Below are 19,301 nucleotides of genomic sequence, written 5' to 3'. Positions count from 1 at the left end.
TTTCGATCGAGCAATTGCTTCCTCCGACATCCTTAAAATCAGGTGTCAGATTATGCAATCGCTCGAAAACCCTCCACGGTTTCCTGCGATGAACCAAAATAAAGCGCCCCAATTCGAATCCGCAAGGAGAATCGCCTCCATGGAATTCCTGCTCGATAAAGGGAAGTGATCTCGGCAGCACGTATGACATTCGGTTTTCCGTCACCGAGAATCGCTTTCTGCCGCATCAAATCCATCTCCTCGATCGCGGCCGCGTGCTCGCCGCGTCATCGCGAACGATCCGCCGCCTCTGCGCTCAAGATCCGATAGCACTCCGGCCGCCGATCGCGAAACACGCCCCAGCAGCGGCGTCGATACGCGAGCGCGTCGAGATCGAATTCGGCCGTCGCGATCGCTTCGCCGTCGCGATCGCATTCGACGATCTTCTCGCCGTCCGCGCCCGCGATGAACGAACTGCCGTAGAACACGATCTCGCCCGATTCGCCGCGCTCGACGCCGATCCGGTTGCTCGCGACGAGCGGCATCAAGTTCGCGGCCGCATGCCCGCGCTGCGTGTTCTGCCAATGCGCGCGCGAATCGATCGACGCATCGTGCGGCTCGCTGCCGATCGCCGTCGGATAGAGCAGGATCTCCGCTCCCGCAAGCGCCATCGCCCGCGCGCATTCCGGAAACCATTGGTCCCAGCAGATCCCGACGCCGATCCTGCCGTACGCGGTGTCCCATACGCGAAACCCTGTGTCGCCCGGCGTGAAATAGTATTTCTCCGTGTAGCCCGGGCCGTCCGGAATGTGCGTCTTGCGATAAACGCCGAGCGCGCGGCCGTCGGCGTCGAAGACCGCGACCGAATTGAATTGCGTCTGGCCGGCGCGCTCGAAGAAGCTCACGGGCAGCACGACCCCGAGTTCGCGCGCGAGCGACGCGAAGCGCGCAAGCCACGGATGGCCTTCGTACGGCTTCGCGAGCGCGAGGTGCGCGGGATTCTGGTCGATGCAGAAATACGGCGTCTCGAACAATTCCTGCAGCAGCACGATCTGCGCGCCGCGCGCGGCCGCGTCGCGCACGACGCGTTCGGCGCGCGACAGGTTCGCTTCGATATTCCAATCGCACGCCATCTGCGTGGCGGCCACGATCGTCTTTCTCATCTCGTTCTCCTCATGATTGGCTCAGCGTCGGCCAATACGGCGCCAGCGCGTTGCGGGCGGCCTTCACCGCATTGCGCTCGCCGTCGCCGAGCGGATGCTGGACGAACAGGTGCGGATCGTCGAACGGGGCGTTCCAGCCGACGAGCCCCTCGAGCACGCCGAGCGTCGCGATCGGCAGATACGGCAGGCTGTAGCCGCCTTCCTGCAACATCGCGATGCGTCCGCCGCACACGCTGCCCGCCGCTTGCCGGAGCGCGCGCGCCATTTGCCGGAACCCGTCGCGCTGCACGCGCATTCTGCCGAGCGGATCGAATGCGTTCGCGTCCTGCCCCGCGGATACGAGAATCAGTTGCGGCGAAAACGCGTCGATGAGCGGCAGCACCAGCTCTTCGAACGCATGCAGATAGCCGGCATCGCCCGTGCCGGAAGGCAGCGGCACGTTCACGTTGTAGCCCGCGCCCGCGCCGCCGCCCGTTTCACGCGCCTCGCCGCCGTCGACGGGGAAATTCTCCGCCTCGTGCAGCGAGACGAACAGCACCGACGGATCGTCGTAGAACACTTGCTGCGTGCCGTTGCCGTGATGCACGTCCCAATCGACGATCGCGACGCGTTCGATGCCGTGCACGGCCTGCGCATGCCGTGCGGCGATCGCGACGTTGTTGTAGTAGCAGTAGCCCATCGCGAAATCCGCGCCCGCGTGATGGCCCGACGGCCGGATCAGCGCGTACGCCTGCCGCAGCGGCCCCGTCACGACCGCATCGACCGCCGCGCATGCGGCGCCCGCCGCAAGCCGCGCGACGCGCTCGGTCTGCGCGCTGCCCGCCGCGTCCTCGCCGAGCTGCACGACTTGCGCGCCCGCCACCGCGCACGCTTCGGCAAGCTGCCGCAGATACTCGGGCCGATGCACGCGCAGCAACTGCTCGTCGGTCGCGCCGTCGAACGCAATTCGCGTGAGGCGCTCGGTCATGCCCACCGCGTCGAGCAGCTGCTTCGTGTACGCGAGCCGCAGCGGGCTGTCGAAATGCTCGCCGAAATTCAGCGTGCCGCGCGGAACGACATACACGAGATCGCCTTGCCGATGCGTGAGGAATGCGGGGTCGAACAGCAGTCCGGTGGGAATCACTTCGGTCTCCTCGTCAAAATGAAGCCGCTCAGTAACCGGTCTTGAACCGGGTCCAGTAGCGCGTCTGCATGCGCATCGCCTGCGGCGGCATCGGGCGCTTCACCCAGAGCGTGCGCATCGTCGCGGCGTCCGGGTAGATCGCCGGATTCGACGTGAGCCGCCTGTCCACGAGCGGCGTCGCCGCGCGGTTCGGATTCGGATACATCACCTTGTTGCTGATCTTCGCGACGACGTCGGGCCGCAGGATGTAATCGATGAAGCGCAGCGCGTTGTCCGCGTGCGCGGCGCCCTTCGGAATCGCCATGCTGTCGAACCAGAACGGTGCGCCGCCCGCCGGCAGGCTGTAGACGATCCGCTGCCCGTTCTTCGCGTCGGCCGCGCGCAGCGCCGCGACGAGCACCGCCCCCGAGTAGCCGGTGACGACGCACACGTCGCCCGTCGCGAGATCGTTCATCACGGGCGTCGCGATGAACTGGCGGATCGTCGGCCGGATCTTCTTCATCATGTCGAGCGCCGCTTCGTAGTCGCGCGGATCGGTCGTGTTCGGATCGCGGCCGATGTAGCGCAGCGCAAGCGGAAACACTTCGCTGCCCGCATCGTTGAACGCGATTCCGCAGCCCTTGAGCTTCGCTGCGTACGCGGGATTGAAGATCAGCTCGAGCGTGTTCGCGGGCAGCGGACCGCCGAGCGCCTGCTTCACCTTCGCGACGTTGAGCCCGAGCCCGAACGTGCCCTGCATGTACGGCACGCTGTACTGGTTGCCGGGGTCGGCTTCGGCCGCGCGCGCGACGATCGCCGGATCGAGATTCTTCAGGTTCGGCAGCCTCGATCGGTCGAGCTTCTGGTAGAGGCCCGCCTGAATCTGCCGCGCGAGAAAGTCGTTCGACGGAAACACGAGATCGTAGCCGCTGTTGCCCGTCGTCAGCTTCGTCTGCAGCGCTTCGTTGCTGTCGTAGACGTCGAGCCGCACCTTGATGCCGGTCTCCTTCTCGAAGCCCGAGATCGTATCGGGCGCGAAATACTCGGCCCAGTTGTAGACGTTGAGCACGTTGCCGTCGGCCGCGCGCGCGGCGAAACACGCAAGCGATGCGAGCACGACGACGATCCACGCGATGCGCTTCATCGATCCCTCCTTTGACGACGCCGAACGAAATGGCGGCCGCTCGACGGCTGCGCCGCCGAACGCTTCGCTTGTGAAGCGTAAGTAGAGAAAAAAATCGATTCGTGATCTTATTACGCACATCGCTTGTGCCTTTGAGGAAAGAATGCGGCGAATCGATCTGCTGTCCGCGCTCGAAACCTTCGTCTGCGCGGTCGAAGAGGGCAGCCTCAGCCAAGCGGCGCGCCGGCTCGCGAAGACGCCGTCGGCGGTGACGAAAGCGATCGCCGGGCTCGAAGAGACGCTCGGCGTGCAACTGCTCGAACGCACGACGCGCAAGCTCGTGCTGACCGAAGGCGGGCGGCTCTATCTCGCGACCGCGACCGACGTGCTGCGCCGGCTCGCGGACGGCGCGCGACAACTCTCCGAGCACGACGACGAGCCGCGCGGCCTGCTGCGCGTCACCGCCGCGCACTCGTTCGGGCACGCGATCCTCGCGCCGCTCTGCCTGCCGTTCACGCGGGCGTTTCCGCGCGTGCGCATTGAGCTGTCGCTGTCCGATCATTACGTCGACATTGTCGGCGAAGGCTTCGATCTCGCGCTCAGGATGGGCAACTACGATCTGCCGAGCCAGATCGTCAAGCCGATCGGCTCGAACCGCAGCCTGCTGTGCGCGAGTCCCGGCTACCTCGCGCAACGCGGCCGGCCCGTCGCGCCCGCCGATCTCGCGCGGCACGACTGCGTGATCTACCGCCACCCGACGCTCGCCAACACGTGGGCCTTTGATCGCGACGGCACGCGCGAACGCATCGAGCCGAAAGGCCCGCTCGCGACCGACAATTACGGCCTCGCGCTCGCGGCGACGCTCGACGGCGCGGGCATCCTGCCGTGTCCGCAATGGAGCGTCGTCGACGCGCTCGAAGCGGGGCGGCTCGTGCCGCTTCTCGTCGAATGGCGCTTCGAGAGCGCGTCGTTCGGCGAGGAGCGGATCTGCGCCGCCTATCCGTCGAGCCGGCGCGGCTCGACAAAGATCCGCCGTCTCGTCGAACGCGTCGAGGCGAAGCTCGCCGACAGCGAAGCGCGCATCGCGCGGGCGCTGGGGGAGGCGATCGGCTCCGATCTCGTGCTTCGTTGACGAGAATCAACAGGCCGCTTTCCACGTTTCCTGCAGTCGCCGCGCAACGCGCGTACGCCGGCACGAAGTCAAGGAGAGCGCGATGAAGGTCGAACGACATTCGAAGGGGTGAGCAATCGCTGCGCTGCCGGCTGCACTGCGGCCGGTCGACGCACGCGTCCGACGAGTAGGCGCGATCGCCGTGCGGCAGCGGTCGCGGCTACGGCTACGGCTACGGCTACGGCTACAGCTACGAAATGGGCCCGTGCAACGCGTGGCCGGTCTCGTCAGGATGAGTGTGTCCCCTTATCGTTGTTGACGCCGCGTTATCGGTCCGCCGACGCGTGAGCACGATCGGATCGACGCGCCGCGGCGCCGCGCTCCCTCAGCTGGCAGGCAAGCCGCCGGACACGCCCGCTCCGTCGCATCAGCCGTCGCGCGGCGCCAGGCAAGCGCCGCATCCGCCGGCCGTCCCCAACTCACGCACGATTCGACACGTCCCAGGTCGCCCAGCCGCGCTCGTCCGTTGACGTGCGTCAATCCGCATCGGCGGCCCGCGTGCAGATTGGATACCCTTGTATGCATGCCGTGCCGCATCCGACGCGGCGAGCGCGTCGACGCAGCCGCGTTTCGATCTCGCACGCCGCGCAGCGCGATGCGCGCCCGCCGCCGCACGCTCGCCGAGCGCGCGGCATGCGGCACGGCCATCCGCCCGGAGGCACCGTCATGGAAGACGCTTACGCACGGCGCGCGCTGCTGCTGCACCTCGGCAGCGTGCTGCAAATCCTGAGCCGCCTCGAAGAGCAGAAGCGCGACGATCTGTCGATCGAAGCGCTCCTTGCGACGAACGGCATGCTCGCCGACGTGCCGCTCGTCGAGTACGTCGTGCAGGACATGACCATGCGCGAGTTCGAGGCTCGCGCGCTGCGCTCGTTCTGCCTGTGGCCGCAGTTGCTGCTCGAAGATCCGCTCGACTACGACGCGCTTGCGCTGCCCGTTCGCAAGCACCTGTTCGCAGGCAACGACACCGGGTGGAAAGCTTACGCGGCGGCGCTGCGCGAAGCCGCACCGGGCTTCGGTACGGCGGGCTCGTACACGGCCGAGCCGCACGAGGCAGAGCCCGACGACTCCGGCTACCCCGACGACGAGCGCGACGTGCGCGACGAAGCGGCCCGCGACATCTCCGTCGAACGCGACGAAGGCGAAGGCGAAGACGACGCGGACGACGCCCGTTTGCGCGAGCGCGCCGCCGCCGGCGTCGAAAGCGCGAGCCCCGACGCAACGCGCGTTCGCCGCGAATCGTATGAATAGCCACGCGTTTCATGACGCCGTGCCGACACGCAATCACGATCAATAAGGCTTCCGAACCTGTTTCGGCCGCGCGGCGGCGCGCGTCTCGCCGATCGGAAAGCGCAGCTCGCCATTGAAATTTCGCGATCCGCCACAAGATGCACGGCTGTAAGGCTCATCGGCGCGGACGGGCGTTCGCGACGAGCCGACGGGCCTGGCTCGACGGATTCGCTCCGTCACGACGTACCGCGGCCCGATCCGCGTTTGCCATGAAAGTCTCAGAGCGCGAAGTGCGCTACGAACAGGGCATCGACCGATTGCTCGAACTTGCCGGCGCCCACGACGACGCGGCTTTTGCCGAGTTGGGCGACGAGCCCGCCCGCGCGCCCTCCGGCGCGCTCGAGCACGACTTCGGCGAGCTCGATCCTCTCGACCACCACCCATCCGAAGAAAGCGGCGGCGACGCGCCGTCGCACGGCAAGCCGGCGCGGTCCGCGCACGCCGGCGCCGATTGGCGCGACGACACCAACGCTCCGTTGTCCGAACAAAGCGACGACGCGACGGGCGACGCCGCCGCCTCGACCGATCCGCTCACGCTCTTCGTGCGCCGGATGCACGCGGTGCCGCTTCTGAACCACGCGCAGGAAATCGCGCTCGCAACCGAAATCGAAGCCGGCCGCACGCAGGTGCTGCACGCGCTCGCCGATGCGCTCGATCTTCTCGCGCTCGCGTCGTTGCCGGACGATCCGGCGCTCGCCCACGCGCGCGCCGCGCTGCAACGCGCACGCGCCCGCGGCGACGAAGGTGCGCGCGCGTTCGCCCGCGCGCGCAAGCGGGCGTACGCCGCGCTCGACGCATACGGCTGGCCGTCGGCCGAAATCAACGCGGTGCGGCGCGCGATGCAGCGCCCGCCGGCGTCGCCGGCGAAGGGCGGCTCGAACGCGCTGCGCGCCGCCGCGAGCGCGTTTGCCGAAGGCGAAGCGCGCATCTCGACCGCGACCACCTGGATGGCCGAGGCGAACCTGCGGCTCGTGCTGTCGATCGCGCGCAGGTATGCGTCGCGCGGGCTGGATCTCGCCGATCTGCTTCAGGAAGGCAATCTCGGCCTGCTGCGTGCGATCGAGAAATTCGAATATCAACGCGGCTTCAAGTTCTCGACGTACGCGACATGGTGGATTCGTCAGGCGATTTCGCGCGCGATCGCGGACCGCGCCTGCACGATCCGCCTGCCGGTTCACGTCGGCGACCAAGCGCGCCGCGTGCGCAAGGCCGCCGATCGGATCAGGCAGCGCAGCGGCGCGCGCGCGTCGCTCGCCGAGCTCGCGGCGGCGACCGAGCTGTCGGCCGAGCGGCTGCGCGCGATGCTGACGCTGCCGCACGAGCCGCGCTCGCTGAACGCGCCGCTTGGCGACGACGAGCACGCCGAATTCGGCGATCTCGTCGAGGACGCGTCGACGCCGAGCCTGTTCGATGCGCTCGCCGACGCGCAGATGCGCGACGTCGTCGCGTCGCTGCTGAAGACGATGTCGGCGCAGGAAGCCGATATTCTCCGCCTGCGCTTCGGGATCGGCGGCGGCGAGCCGTGCAGCTACGAGCAGATCGCCGCGCAATCGGGCGTGTCGCGCGAACAGATCCGCCGCATCGAGAAGCGCGCGCTGCAGACGCTGCGCGTGAGCGCCGAAGCGTGCAACGCGCGCGACTTCCTCGACGTGCAGCCGTAACCGCCGCGCGCCGCCAGCGAAGCGCAACCACGCGCCGCGCCGGCTTCTGCGCGGCGCATCGCCGCATCGCTTGATCTGAGTCAACGGTGTGGCCGATGCGCGCCGCACACTGTCGGCAAACGCGGCTTCGCCCGCCACGCGTCGCCGCACCTCGCGCGCATGTCGCGCTGCACCGCATTGGGCGCAGCGCGCGAGTCTCGCACACGGCACCATGGCCTTCTTCAATCTCTACCGGCACGGCTTCGCGCGCATCCGCGTCGCGACGCCGCGCGTGCGCGTCGCCGATCCGGCGTTCAATGCGGCGCAGGTGATCGCCGCGCTGCGCGAGGCCGAAGACGACGGCACGCTTCTCACGCTCTTTCCGGAGCTATGCCTGTCCGCATACACGTGCGACGATCTTTTTCTCCAGCAGGCGCTCCTCGACGGATGCGTCGCGGCGCTCGAGGACGTGCTCGCCGCATCGCGCGCGCTGGGCTCGATCGCGGTCGTCGGCGTGCCGCTGCAATTCTGCTCGATGCTGTTCAACTGCGCGGCCGTGATCCATCGCGGCCGCCTGTGCGGCATCGTTCCGAAAACCTACCTGCCGAACTACCGCGAGTTCTACGAAGCGCGGCAGTTCGCGTCCGGCGACGCGCTGCCGCGCGCCGCCGTCGATCTGCCCGGCCATTCCGGCGTGCCGTTCGGCAGCGCGCTGCTGTTCGAGATCGGCGCGCAGCCGCGCTTCACGTTCCACGTCGAGATCTGCGAGGACCTGTGGGTGCCGATCCCGCCGTCGTCGTTCGCCGCGCTCGCGGGCGCGACGGTGCTGCTGAACCTGTCGGCGTCGAACGCGACGGTCGGCAAGGCCGAATATCGGCAGGCGCTCGCCGCGAACCAGTCGGCGCGCTGCCTCGCCGCGTATGCGTATGCGAGCGCCGGCGCCGGCGAATCGACGACCGATCTCGCCTGGGACGGGCACGCGATGATCCACGAGGACGGCGTGCAACTCGCCGAGAGCCGGCGCTTTCTCGACGCCGCGCAGGCGATCAGGGCCGACATCGACCTCGATCGCCTCTGTTGCGAGCGCGCGCGCCAGACAAGCTTCGCGCAATCGGCGCAGCGGCATCGCGACGTCTGCGCGACGTTCCGCACCGTGCGCATCGACGCGCCGATCGACCGCGATCGCCGCCTGCCGCTCGCGCGCACGTACGAGCGCTTTCCCTACGTGCCGTCGGACCCTGCGCTGCGCGACCGGCGCTGCGGCGAGATCTATGACATTCAGGTGCAGGGGCTCGTCACGCGAATGCGCGCGGCGCACGTCGACAAGCTCGTGATCGGCGTATCGGGCGGGCTCGATTCGACGCACGCGCTGCTCGTCTGCGCGCGCGCGATGGACGTGCTGCGCCTGCCGCGCGGAAACATCGTCGCGTGCACGCTGCCCGGCTTCGCGACGAGCAAGAAGACGAGCCGCCAGGCGCGGCAGTTGATCGCCGCGCTCGGCTGCGCCGCGCTCGACATCGACATCCGCACCGCCTGCCTGAAGATGTTCGCCGACATCGGCCATCCGTTCGCGCGCGGCGAGCGGATCTACGACGCGACCTTCGAGAACGTGCAGGCAGGCATGCGCACGAGCTATCTGTTCAGGCTTGCGAACCTGCATCGCGGGCTCGTCGTCGGCACGAGCGACCTGAGCGAGCTCGCGCTCGGCTGGTGCACATACGGCGTCGGCGATCACATGGCGCATTACGGCGTCAATGCGAGCGTGCCGAAGACGCTGATCCGCTACTTGATCCGTTGGGCGGCGCAATCGACGCTGTTCGATCCGGCGCTCGCGCCGGTGCTGCAAGCCGTGCTCGACACGGCGATCAGCCCGGAACTGATTCCGGGCAACGCCGGCAACGAGCCGGAACAGCGCTCGGAGGACGTCGTCGGGCCGTTCGAATTGCAGGACTTCGCGCTTTATTACGTGTCGCGGTTCGGCTACCGGCCGTCGAAGCTCGCGTTCATCGCGTGGCACGCGTGGCGCGACGCGACGCTCGGCGCATGGCCCGATCCGGGACAGGAACGGCACCAGTACACGCTGCGCGAAATCAAGCACTGGCTGCGCGTGTTCGTGCGGCGCTTCTTCGAGGAATCGCAATTCAAGCGCAGTTGCGTGCCGAATGCGCCGAAGGTGGGGTCGGGCGGATCGCTGTCGCCGCGCGGCGACTATCGCGCGCCGAGCGACGCGTCGGCGGCCGTCTGGCTCGCGGATCTCGAGACCGTGCCGGATGAAGAGAGCGCCGCCGGCGAGGCGCGGCCCGGCGGCCGCGATCCGCTCTGAGCAACCGTCTGCCGAGTCAAGCGGAACGCAGCAAAGCGTCTCGGAGGGCGTTGGCTCCAATCATGGCGTTGAGCGCGGCGAGGCGTGTGCGCATGCAGGTAGCGGTTTATCGGCGGCGCTCAGGCGTTGGCGGAGGGTCGCAATGGACGGGGACGTTGCGAAGCGGCGAAGCGGCGAAGCGGCGAAGCGGCGAAGCGGCGAAGCGGCGAAGCGGCGAAGCGGCGAAGCGGCGGCAAGCATAGCCGCAACACGCATACGCACCAACACGCCGCCCGTCGACATCATGCCCCCGCGCCGCACACGCACACGCACACGCTCACGCTCACGCGCGTGCCGGCCTGGCGCGCGCCCGCGCTCCCTCACACGCTGAACCGATTCAACGTATAAGCGCGATACGCGGCGACGAACGCGTCGAACGATCCGGCGTTCTTCCCTTCGAGTTCCGTCTGCTCGTCGAGCGAGCGCTCGGCGAGCGCCTGCGCATCGCGCATCGCGGCCTCGTCGAGCGGACGGCCGCGGAAATACGCGGCATGCGCTTCGCTTTGCGCGCGCGCAAACTCGAGGAACGACTGGCCGTTCTCGCGCATCGCGCGCAGCACGCGGGCGGAAGGCGTGCGCTCCGGATCGTCGAGCTTCGCGCGCTGCGCGGCGATCGCGCGCGCATGCGCATCGCCGCCCCGAATGTCGTCGAGCACGCGGCCCGCCGCTTCGATCTGCGCGAAGATTTCGTCGGCCCAAGCGCGCATCGGTACGGCCGCGCCGTCGCGCGTCAGTTCGAGCCCCGGCTTGCGCCCCTCCATCGTCACGCGGCCGAAGTTCGCATTCGATTCGCGATACGTGTCGCACGTGAGCGGCGCGCTCTCGGCGAGCGCGCAGACGAGCAGATACGCGTCGATGAAGCGCGCGGTGTCGAGCGAGATGCCCGTCGGCTCGAACGGATCGATGTCGAGGCAGCGCACTTCGATGTACTGGACGCCGCGCGACGCGAGCGCGTGCAGCGGCCGCTCGCCCGAGTACGTAACGCGCTTCGGCCGGATCGTCGAGTAGAACTCGTTCTCGATCTGCAGCACGTTCGTGTTGATCTGAATCCACTCGCCGTCGCGGTGCGTGCCGATCGCCTCGTACGGCGGGTACTGCTCGCTGACCGCCTTCGACAGTGCGTCGAGGTAGCCCTGCAGCGTGTTGTAGTCGGCTTCCAGCGCGGCCTGCGCGGTCGTGTTTGAGTAGCCGAGGTCGCTCATCCGCAGGCTCGTCGCATGCGGGCGATACAGCGTCGCGGCGTCGAACGTGTCGAGCTTGTGCGGGTGGCCGCGCAGGAAACCGAGATCGAGCGCGGGCGACGCGCCGAACAGGTACATCAGCAGCCAGCTCGTGCGGCGGAAATTGCGGATCTGCGCGAGGTAGCGCTCGGACTGATAGTCGACCATGTTCGCGGTCGAGCCGTCCTCCGCGTGCAGCCGCCGCCAGACTTCCTCGCTCAGCGAATAGTTGTAGTGAATTCCCGCGATGCACTGCATCGTGCGCCCGTAGCGATACGCGAGGCCGCGCCGGTAGACGGTCTTCAGGCGTCCGATGTTCGACGTGCCGTAGTAAGCGATCGGGATTTCGTCGTCGGCGGGCAAAAGGCCCGGCATCGAATCCGTCCACAGCATTTCGTCGCCGATCGACGCGTAGACGTAGCGATGCAGTTCGTCGAGCCGCTCGAGCGTCGTCGCAGCGTCGCGCTCCGCGGGCGTGATCAGCTCGACGAGCGCTTCCGAATAGTCGGTCGTGAGCGACGGATGCGTGAGCGCCGAGCCGAGCGCGCGCGGATGCGGCGTGAACGCGATCATCCCGTCGCGCGTCACGCGCAGGCTTTCCTTCTCGATGCCGCGCAGGCCGTCAGGTAGCTGCTCGCGCGTCGGGCTCGTGCTCAACACGGCGAGGCGTTGCTGCAACAAGTCTGTCTGTCGGGAAGTCATGTTGTTCGGCATCGATGCAAGTGCGGGCTCGGCAGCCGCGCGACGCGCGCGGACCACCTGGCGGGATTGATGGTAGCGGGCACTTTAACATCTCGCCGAAAGGCTCGCTTGACCTGCCCTCGGGCGTTGCCGGACGATTCACGCCCACCGCGTCCGGCGGGCGTCGGCGTCTGGTCGGCGGCTATCCGCCGCGCGCCGCGCCGGCACGCTCGGCGATCTCGTTCCACAGATGCATCGCCGCATACGCGCGCCACGGGCGCCACGCATCGGTGCGGCGGCGCTGGCTCGCCGGACGGTCGAGCGCCGGGTCGCGCGCGACGATCGCCTGCATCAGCACGAGATCGGTCGCGGGCCACGCGTCGGCGTCGCGCCACGCGCGCATCGCGACGTATTCGACGGTCCACGGGCCGACCCCCGGCAGCGCGAGCAGCGCGGCGCGCACACCGGCCGGATCGGCCGCGTACGCGTCGAGCGGCACGTCGCCCGCGGCGACCGCGCGCGCAACGCCCTGCAGCGCCGCGACGCGCTTGCCCGGCATCCCGATGCGCGACAGATCGCACGCGGCGAGCGCGGCGGGTTCGGGAAAACGCCAGCCGGTCGCGCGTTGCGGGTGATCGGCGAGCCGCTCGCCCGCGCGCTCGACGAGTCGCCCCACGATCGTCGTCGCGGCCTTCACGCTCACCTGCTGGCCGACGATCGCCCGCACGATCAGCTCGAAGCCCGACCACGCGCCCGGCACGCGCAAGCCGGGCGCCGCATCGACGAGCGGCGCGAGCCAGGCGTCGCGCGCGAGATGCGCGCCGATCGCGGCGGGATCGGCGTGCAGATCGAGCATCGTCGCGAGCCGCTCGGCGAACGCGGCGTCCGCGTGCCGCGCCGCGTCGCCTTCGACGAGCGCGACGAGACAGCGCTTACGCGGATGCTTGCGCACCGTCAGCGCGCCCGTCACGCCGCGATAGTCGATCGTACGCAGATACGCGTCGTCCTCCACCGCTTCGACGCCCGGAATCGCGCGCCCGGCGAAGAAACGCAGCACGCGGCGCCAATCGTAGGGCGATTTGAACGGCAGCTCGAGCGCGACGCTGCCGGGCCGCGGAGCGGCTGGTCGAACCGCGGCGCTCAAGCTGCGTCGTCCACGGCGAGCGCGGCGGCGGACTCGCCCGCCGCGCGTTGCGCCTCCGCATCGAGGAGCGCCGCCTTGCGCGGCAGGCCCCATCGATAGCCGGCGAGCGAGCCGCCCTTTTGCACGACGCGATGGCACGGAATCGCGAGCGCAACCGGGTTCGACGCACACGCGCTCGCGACCGCCCGCACGGCGCGCGGCGCGCCGAGCGCCTCGGCGATCTGCGTGTAGCTGCGCGTCTCGCCGTAAGGAATCCGACGCAACGCATCCCACACGCGCTGCTGGAACTCGGTCGCGGCGAGATCGAGCGGCAACTCGAAACGCCGGCGCGCGCCGTTCAAATACGCGTCGATCTGCTCGACGAAAGGCGCGATCCGCTCGGCCGACTCGACGATTCGCGCATTCGCGAACGCCGCTTTCAGCTCGTCGACGAGCGGCGTCGCAGCGTCGCCGAATGCAATCCTGCAGATGCCCTTGCTCGTCGCCGCGACGAGCACGACGCCGAGCCGCGTGTCGGCCGTCGCGTAGTCGATCTCGAGCCCGGCGCCCTTGCGGCGAAACGCAGACGGCGACATGCCGAGCTCGCGCGGCACCGATTCGTAGAGCCGAGACGGCGAATTGAAGCCCGCGTCGACGGCCGCTCGCGTGACGGCGACGCCGCTTTGCAACGCGTCGCGCAGCGCCGCGCCGCGCTGCGCGGCCTGATACTGGCGCGGCGACACGCCGACGACGCGCTTGAAGAGCCGCTGCAGATGAAACGGGCTCACGTGAACGGCATCGCTTAGTTGCGCAAGCGTGAACCGGTCCTGGCGATGGGTGTCGAGCACCGCGCACGCGCGATGGACGATCTCGAGCTCGCGCGGCAACCCCTCGGGCCGGCAACGCTTGCACGGGCGATAGCCGGCCGCGCGCGCGGCGCCCGTATCGGCAAAGAACGACACGTTTTCGCGCTTCGGCAGCCGCGACGCGCACGACGGCCGGCAGAACACGCCCGTCGTCCTGACCGCGTAGCAGAACGCGCCGTCGGCGTCGGCATCGCGCGCGACGAGCGCGGCCCAGCGCGCGTCGTCGGTCGAATAGGCTGGCTTCTTCATGATGACCTCGCAAAGACGGAACGGATGCCTGTCACTGTAGACGCCGCTCCCGCCGCCTACGCGCTGTTTCTTGCGCTCTCATTCGAATCATCGTCACACGAATGACACACAATCGTTCGCTTCGTTGCGCCAACTATCGCGCGAGCGTCGCCTCTGCCCCATTTTGTTGCGGTGCGGATGCGACAGATTGCCGTCCTGACGTTTTTTTACACTAGGAATATTGCGTCGCACCATCCGGATGTGTATAGTTGGAACTGTCTCCTCCATGTCTCCTCCTGATATGGATTAAGCCCGTTCAATTGCGAACGGGCTTTTTTTCGTCCATCGATTTTGCACCGCCCGCTCGTGCGCCGCACGGACCGTCTACACTCGGTAGGACTCCCCCCGAAGGAGACGTCCCCGATGAAATTCCACATCCACGAGATCGATCACGTGGTGCTGCGCGCCGCCGATCTGGCGGCGATGACCCGTTTCTATTGCGAAGTGCTCGGCTGTCATGTCGAGAAGGAGCAGCGGGAATTGGGGCTCGTCCAATTGCGTGCGGGGCGCTCGCTGATCGATCTGCTCGCGGCCGGCGCGCCGATCGACCGTGCGGACAGCGGGACGCCGGGAAAGGGGCGGAACATGGATCATCTGTGCCTGCGCATCGAGCCGTTCGACGCTGCCGCGCTGCACGCGCATCTCGCCGCGCACGGCGCGCGGCCGGGCGACGCCGCGCGGCGCTACGGCGCGGACGGCTACGGGCCGTCGATCTACCTGTTCGATCCGGAAGGCAATATGGTCGAGCTCAAAGGGCCGCCGGAAGCCGTCGCGTGCTGAGCGCCACGACACGGCGCCGGCGCAAGGCGGGCAATTCTCCTCCCGAACGCGGGAACCTGAAATCCGGAATCGGCGGACGGCGGACGGCGGACGGAAAGCGGAAAGCAGAAAGCAGAAAGCAGAAAGCAGAAAGCAGAAAGCAGAAAGCAGAGCAGGCTAACCGCCCCGGCTGGCAAGCTGCAACGCGCGGCCGCCTGCGCCGCCAACCACCCGCTCAAGCGTCTTCGCGAGCCTTCAGCGTCGTCCACTCGATCGCGACCGGATCGTGCGTCGCGCTCGACAGCCACGCGGCGCCGTCCTGAATCATGCACTGCAAACGCATCGTGCGCTCGGCGAAACCGCCCAACGCCGCCGCGACGCCCTCCGCGAGCGACGTCACCTGCACGTTGCGCAACCGCTCGACCTTGCCGCGCACGCCTTGCCACCAGATGTCGGACGTGCGCCCGCCGTACGCGATGACGTTCACCCGCTCGGCGCGGCCGCTCGCTTTCGCGATGCGGCGCTCATCCGGCTGGCCAACGTCGATCCAGGTCTCGATCGCCCCGGTCAGGTCCTTTTGCCAGAGATCGGGCTCGTCGATATCCGACAGCCCCTTGCAGAACTCGAGCCGCTCATGCGCGAACAGCGCGAACGCGGCGATGCGCACCATCATCCGCTCGTCCGTTTCGGACGGGTGACGGGCGACGGTGAGCGAATGATCGGCATAATAGTGCCGGTCCATGTCGGCGATTTGCAGCTCCGCCTTGTAGATCGTCGATTTGAGCGCCATTCGGCATCGGGGCCCGCACGGGCCGTTGATTCGGGTCGGGGCGTGATGATACCGAATGCGCGATGCTCGCGCGACCGCTCGCACGCGTCGCCGCCTACGGCGGCCGTAAACGCGCGACGGCCCGACATGCACCGGGCCGTACGAACTCGGCGCGCTCGGCCCGTGCCGAACGCGCCGCCGAAAGCGAACGCGTTACTGCTTGATGAAGCGCGCGTCGGTCCAGAGGCCTTGCTGGTCGCTGTTCTCGGCGCTCACGAACTGCACGTCGCCCTCGTCGACGCTCACGACCCGGAAGCGCTGCCCCTCCGGCACCGACAGGCAGCGATAGTCGTCGAAATACTGCTGCCTCGCCTGAGACTGGCCGTCGCGCTCGTGGCTCAGCACGGAATCCAGATTGTCTTTCGACAGGCATCCCCAAGCGTTCTTCGTCAGCTGGATTTCCTGCTGCGGCTTGAGCGGCGCATCGCCATTGGCCTGCGCCACCGAAAATGCAACGATGCCGCTCGTCAGTGCCAGTAAAAGACCGGTTCGCTTCATCATGTCGTGTCTCCCAATCGCTCGGGTCATGAGCTCGGGTTAGGTATGTATTTAAAGGCTTGCGTCGACCCGCGTCTTCTCATGCTAGGAAAAGCGAAGGCGATCGCAAGCACATTCGTTGTGCGACCGCAATAGCGACGGATTGCCGCACCCGCTCCGCAGCCCAGTTCGCGCAGCCTGCCGCTGCGCTCCGCCACGGCGCAAATCCGTATTCCCGATTTTTCGGATGCCCAAAAGTCTTGCGCTGCAAGCCTTCCGGTCGCACGGGTTTTCTCATGATGAACGAGTTGGATAATTCAAAAGGCGCCGCTTATCGATTTGATGCGCCGCACATAAATTCGTCAAGAAATTTCGCACCGCCACATGAGAATCTTCTGATCAGCGGAATTCAAAAAAAATGCCAGGTGCGTTCGCACCCGGCATCCGTTCCGTCGCCAGCCTTCAAGCGCCCCGGCTGGCGCGGCGCGCCGCCGTACACGCCGGCCGGCTTTATTCGCCCCCGTGTAATTCCGCACCCTGTTGGGTCTCGAAATAATCGCGCTGGAAAATGCACATTCTCAATGCGTTGTGATATTGGCCGTTGCCGAAAAACTCTTCGATCAATTCGGCTTCGTGCTTGAAACCGCATTTCTCGTAAACCCGAATCGCCGCGGCATTCGATTTGTCGACGATCAAATACAGCTTGCGCAGGTTCAGCACCTTGAACGCATATTCGACGGCGAGCCGGGTCGCGCGCGTCGCGTAGCCGCGGCCCTGACGGTTCGGCGCGATGATGATCTGGAACTCGCCGCGGCGATGAATGTAGTCGAGCTCGATCAGTTCGACGAGACCGACAAGTTCGTCATCCGAATCGAACGCGACGAAGCGGCGCTCGCGCTGGTCATGCACGTGCTGGTCGTACAGTTGCGACAGCTCGGTGAACGTTTCGTACGGCTCTTCGAACCAGTAACGCATGATCTTCGCGTCGTTGTTCAGTTCGTGCACGAAACGCAGGTCCTGACGCTCGAGCGGCCTCAGCGCGAGCGTGTGTTGTTCGTTCTGGATTTGCATGTTGATTGTCCTTGAGTCATTCGAGGGGCGGCGTGGGGGCGGCATGGACACCCGTACAAGCGCGGAGTGCGTCGAAGGAAGCATCGACGGAAAATGACTGTGGGCTTTGGTACAGAGTCTAAAATGAAGCGAGGGTTCCCGCCCCGCGATGGAGACTATCGTGATCGAGCAAGTGATACTGGGCGTTTTTCTCGTACTCCCGCTTCTCATCGTCGCGGTGCTGTATTCGGACGAACTCTGGCAGGAACATCGCCTGCAGCATCCGCGCGACGAGCACGCACCGCATGTCGATTGGCGCCACCCGTGGCGGCTCCTGCGGCGAGGGCACTGACGGCGTCGAGACGTCCGCGCACCGGCCGCGCGCGGATTGGCCGCATACGAGGACATCCGCCGCGCCGCCGCTCGGCGAAAGCGGCAAGTACGCGCCGCATCGGCGCTCCTGCCACGCACGCGTGATTCGTTCGACGCGCCATTCCCGTCGCACGTCAGGCCGCGAGCTTGCCGCCGAGGCGCTGCGCGCCTTGCGTCACGTGCCGCGCTTCGCTTCACGCGCGCATCGAAACACGCCGATCCGAGTCGAACCGCCGCACATCCCGCCAATCCTCGATACCCCGCGTTCGGACACGAAAAAGGCGCCCGAAGGCGCCTTGGTACACGTGCTCGCGAGACTCAGCAATTTCCCTTCTTCGCTTGTCCCGGCGGGCAGAAGCCATTGCCCGGGCCGCCTTGCGGCGCCATGATGACGCCCGGCTGATCCGGCACGTAGACTGCGCAGCCGCTCAGGACACCTGTGGAAACCGCCAGCGCGATGATGATTTTCTTCATGTTGTTTCCCCGTTTGTGATGAAGGCGGAAGGAGCAGCGCCCCTTCCGTTCGTATTGCCGACGATTAGAACCCGAAATTGACGTTCGCGACCGAGCCTGCGGCGATGTTCGCCGGCTGCTGCTGCGTCGCGCCGTTCGCCGCATCGGCTTCGATCGTGTACTGGCCGGCAGCGCTCGGCGCCGCGCTCATCGCGACGGGCAGCGAACCCGAATACGTGCCGACGATCGGCGCCGCGGTCGGCAGCGTCAGCGCGTAGGCGCCCGTGTCGAGATTCGCGTTCGTCGATGCAACCTCGTACGGCAGCGAGTTCACCATCTGCAGCGCGCGCAGGATCGCGTCGGCGCTCGCCGTGACCGTGCCGCTCACGACGTTCATCGTCGATGCGGGCAGGGTGATCGGCACGGATGAAGTCGACACCGACGTCGTCGTGTTCACGACGACGGGCACCGAACGAACGATCCCGGTCGCCACGTTGTTCTGCGCGATCACGATGTCGTAGTTGCCGTTCGTCGAGCTCTGCACGAGCGGCGTCAGCACGAAGTGGCCGCTGCTGTCGGCGATGGTGCCCCTGACGACCTGGCCGTTCTGCTCGGCGTAGACCGTCGCGCCGGCTTCGTTCGGCGCGACATAGCCGTCGATCGCGCCGCTGACGACGGTCGGCGTGGCGGTCACGACTGGCTTGAGCGCATACGCGCCGTTGCCGCGCTGGACGATCGACTTGCACGCGTTGAAGTCGAGAACGAGATCGACGAGCGTGTTCGGTTGAACCGTAAACGGCGTGATGATCTTGTAGCCGCTTTGCGTCGCGCTCGGCGTGGCGAGCGGCTGCTCGGTGCCGCCCGTCGGCACGACCGAGTTCGCGAGCGTGTTGCCCTGGTTCTGCGCGAGCACGAGCCGCACTTGCTGGTACTGGCCGGCCGGCAGCGCGCTTTGGCCGAGGTCGGCGAGCACGCCGTTGGTCAGCGACAGAAGGTCGACCTTCTGCGGCGTCGCGAGCGCGACGTCGGTCCAGCCGGAATCGTTGTCGCCCGCTTGCGCGCTCATGTTGACGCGCACCTTCGAGACAGTCACGTAGACGTGATCGAAGCCGCACGACGGCGCGTCGGTCATCGCGACATGCAGCGTGCCGGTTTGCGCGCTGCTGCTGCCGCCGCCGTCGCCACCACCGCAGCCGGCGAGCGAGATCGACGCCGCGGCCGTCAGGCCGAGAATCTTCCAGATTGTTTTCATGACCCCCGTTACTATCTTCACGCCCCGATAATCGGGGTTTTGGCCAGCCAGGCCCGGTATGATTCCCGCCCCCAGTCGCAGTCATGATCCGGGGGGTGTTG

Annotated in this window: 18 protein-coding genes; 6 read left to right on the top strand and 12 right to left on the bottom strand. The window is 67.3% G+C overall.

What is annotated here, in order from left to right:
* From X946_RS36460 to X946_RS27600, 4 genes are all read right to left on the bottom strand, one after another.
* Nucleotides 1–190 (bottom strand): hypothetical protein (locus X946_RS36460; protein WP_235364064.1); only part of this gene is annotated, 190 nt, incomplete at its 3' end.
* A gap of 76 nt (nt 191–266) precedes the next feature.
* A complete protein-coding gene (aguB, locus tag X946_RS27610) occupies nt 267–1,142 on the bottom strand; it encodes an N-carbamoylputrescine amidase (protein WP_038754670.1) in 876 nt (291 codons plus the stop codon).
* A gap of 10 nt (nt 1,143–1,152) precedes the next feature.
* Nucleotides 1,153–2,265 carry a class II histone deacetylase gene (locus X946_RS27605; RefSeq protein ID WP_038754667.1) on the bottom strand — a complete coding sequence of 371 codons (1,113 nt, stop codon included), beginning with the start codon at nt 2,263–2,265 and terminating at the stop codon, nt 1,153–1,155.
* A 28-nt stretch (nt 2,266–2,293) separates the two neighbouring features.
* Nucleotides 2,294–3,388: a polyamine ABC transporter substrate-binding protein gene (locus X946_RS27600; RefSeq protein WP_038754664.1), complete on the bottom strand. Its 1,095-nt coding sequence runs from the start codon at nt 3,386–3,388 to the stop codon at nt 2,294–2,296.
* Between the two features lie 142 nt (nt 3,389–3,530).
* Here X946_RS27600 and X946_RS27595 point away from each other — a divergent pair, with 142 nt between their 5' ends.
* From X946_RS27595 to X946_RS27580, 4 genes are all read left to right on the top strand, one after another.
* Nucleotides 3,531–4,499 carry a LysR family transcriptional regulator gene (locus X946_RS27595; protein ID WP_038754662.1) on the top strand — a complete coding sequence of 323 codons (969 nt, stop codon included), beginning with the start codon at nt 3,531–3,533 and terminating at the stop codon, nt 4,497–4,499.
* A 705-nt stretch (nt 4,500–5,204) separates the two neighbouring features.
* A complete protein-coding gene (locus X946_RS27590) occupies nt 5,205–5,789 on the top strand; it encodes a hypothetical protein (RefSeq protein WP_038754679.1) in 585 nt (194 codons plus the stop codon).
* Nucleotides 5,790–6,037: 248 nt separating this feature from the next.
* The gene (locus tag X946_RS27585; protein ID WP_038754659.1) at nt 6,038–7,489 is read left to right on the top strand and encodes an RNA polymerase sigma factor RpoD/SigA; all 1,452 of its coding nucleotides are present in this window, start codon (nt 6,038–6,040) and stop codon (nt 7,487–7,489) included.
* Between the two features lie 211 nt (nt 7,490–7,700).
* Nucleotides 7,701–9,791: an NAD(+) synthase gene (locus X946_RS27580; RefSeq protein ID WP_052145205.1), complete on the top strand. Its 2,091-nt coding sequence runs from the start codon at nt 7,701–7,703 to the stop codon at nt 9,789–9,791.
* 359 nt (nt 9,792–10,150) lie between these two features.
* On the opposite strand, the gene gshA is transcribed toward X946_RS27580, so the two are convergent.
* The 3 genes from gshA to ada form a co-directional block, all read right to left on the bottom strand.
* On the bottom strand, nt 10,151–11,764 hold the full coding sequence (gshA, locus tag X946_RS27575; protein ID WP_038754673.1) for a glutamate--cysteine ligase: 1,614 nt from the start codon (nt 11,762–11,764) through the stop codon (nt 10,151–10,153).
* A gap of 169 nt (nt 11,765–11,933) precedes the next feature.
* A complete protein-coding gene (locus X946_RS27570; RefSeq protein WP_038754656.1) occupies nt 11,934–12,875 on the bottom strand; it encodes a DNA-3-methyladenine glycosylase family protein in 942 nt (313 codons plus the stop codon).
* The gene (gene ada / locus X946_RS27565) at nt 12,872–13,969 is read right to left on the bottom strand and encodes a bifunctional DNA-binding transcriptional regulator/O6-methylguanine-DNA methyltransferase Ada (RefSeq protein WP_038754653.1); all 1,098 of its coding nucleotides are present in this window, start codon (nt 13,967–13,969) and stop codon (nt 12,872–12,874) included. Before ada ends, X946_RS27570 begins: the two co-directional genes overlap by 4 nt.
* 402 nt (nt 13,970–14,371) lie before the next feature.
* Here ada and X946_RS27560 point away from each other — a divergent pair, with 402 nt between their 5' ends.
* Nucleotides 14,372–14,788, top strand: coding sequence for a VOC family protein (locus X946_RS27560; RefSeq protein WP_038754650.1), 417 nt, complete (start codon nt 14,372–14,374; stop codon nt 14,786–14,788).
* 214 nt (nt 14,789–15,002) lie between these two features.
* Here X946_RS27560 and X946_RS27555 read toward each other — a convergent pair whose 3' ends face one another.
* From X946_RS27555 to speG, 3 genes are all read right to left on the bottom strand, one after another.
* The gene (locus X946_RS27555) at nt 15,003–15,557 is read right to left on the bottom strand and encodes a YaeQ family protein (RefSeq protein ID WP_038754648.1); all 555 of its coding nucleotides are present in this window, start codon (nt 15,555–15,557) and stop codon (nt 15,003–15,005) included.
* A 192-nt stretch (nt 15,558–15,749) separates the two neighbouring features.
* The gene (gene sap1, locus X946_RS27550) at nt 15,750–16,097 is read right to left on the bottom strand and encodes a surface attachment protein Sap1 (RefSeq protein WP_038754645.1); all 348 of its coding nucleotides are present in this window, start codon (nt 16,095–16,097) and stop codon (nt 15,750–15,752) included.
* 486 nt (nt 16,098–16,583) lie between these two features.
* On the bottom strand, nt 16,584–17,144 hold the full coding sequence (gene speG, locus X946_RS27545) for a spermidine N1-acetyltransferase (protein ID WP_038754642.1): 561 nt from the start codon (nt 17,142–17,144) through the stop codon (nt 16,584–16,586).
* A gap of 160 nt (nt 17,145–17,304) precedes the next feature.
* On the opposite strand from speG, the gene X946_RS35815 reads away from it, so the two are divergent.
* Entirely contained in the window at nt 17,305–17,475 is a 171-nt protein-coding gene (locus X946_RS35815; RefSeq protein ID WP_162836179.1) for a hypothetical protein, read from the top strand.
* A 338-nt stretch (nt 17,476–17,813) separates the two neighbouring features.
* Here X946_RS35815 and X946_RS35810 read toward each other — a convergent pair whose 3' ends face one another.
* Both X946_RS35810 and X946_RS27530 read right to left on the bottom strand, forming a co-directional pair.
* The gene (locus tag X946_RS35810) at nt 17,814–17,969 is read right to left on the bottom strand and encodes a lipoprotein (protein WP_038754640.1); all 156 of its coding nucleotides are present in this window, start codon (nt 17,967–17,969) and stop codon (nt 17,814–17,816) included.
* Between the two features lie 64 nt (nt 17,970–18,033).
* Complete coding sequence (locus tag X946_RS27530) at nt 18,034–19,200, bottom strand: DUF4382 domain-containing protein (protein WP_038754637.1); 1,167 nt, start codon at nt 19,198–19,200, stop codon at nt 18,034–18,036.
* Nucleotides 19,201–19,301 lie beyond the last annotated feature (101 nt).

Source organism: Burkholderia sp. ABCPW 111 (assembly GCF_000773065.1).
In the GTDB taxonomy this organism is placed as follows: Bacteria; Pseudomonadota; Gammaproteobacteria; order Burkholderiales; family Burkholderiaceae; genus Burkholderia; species Burkholderia savannae.
This window is presented reverse-complemented; position numbering and strand designations above follow the sequence as displayed.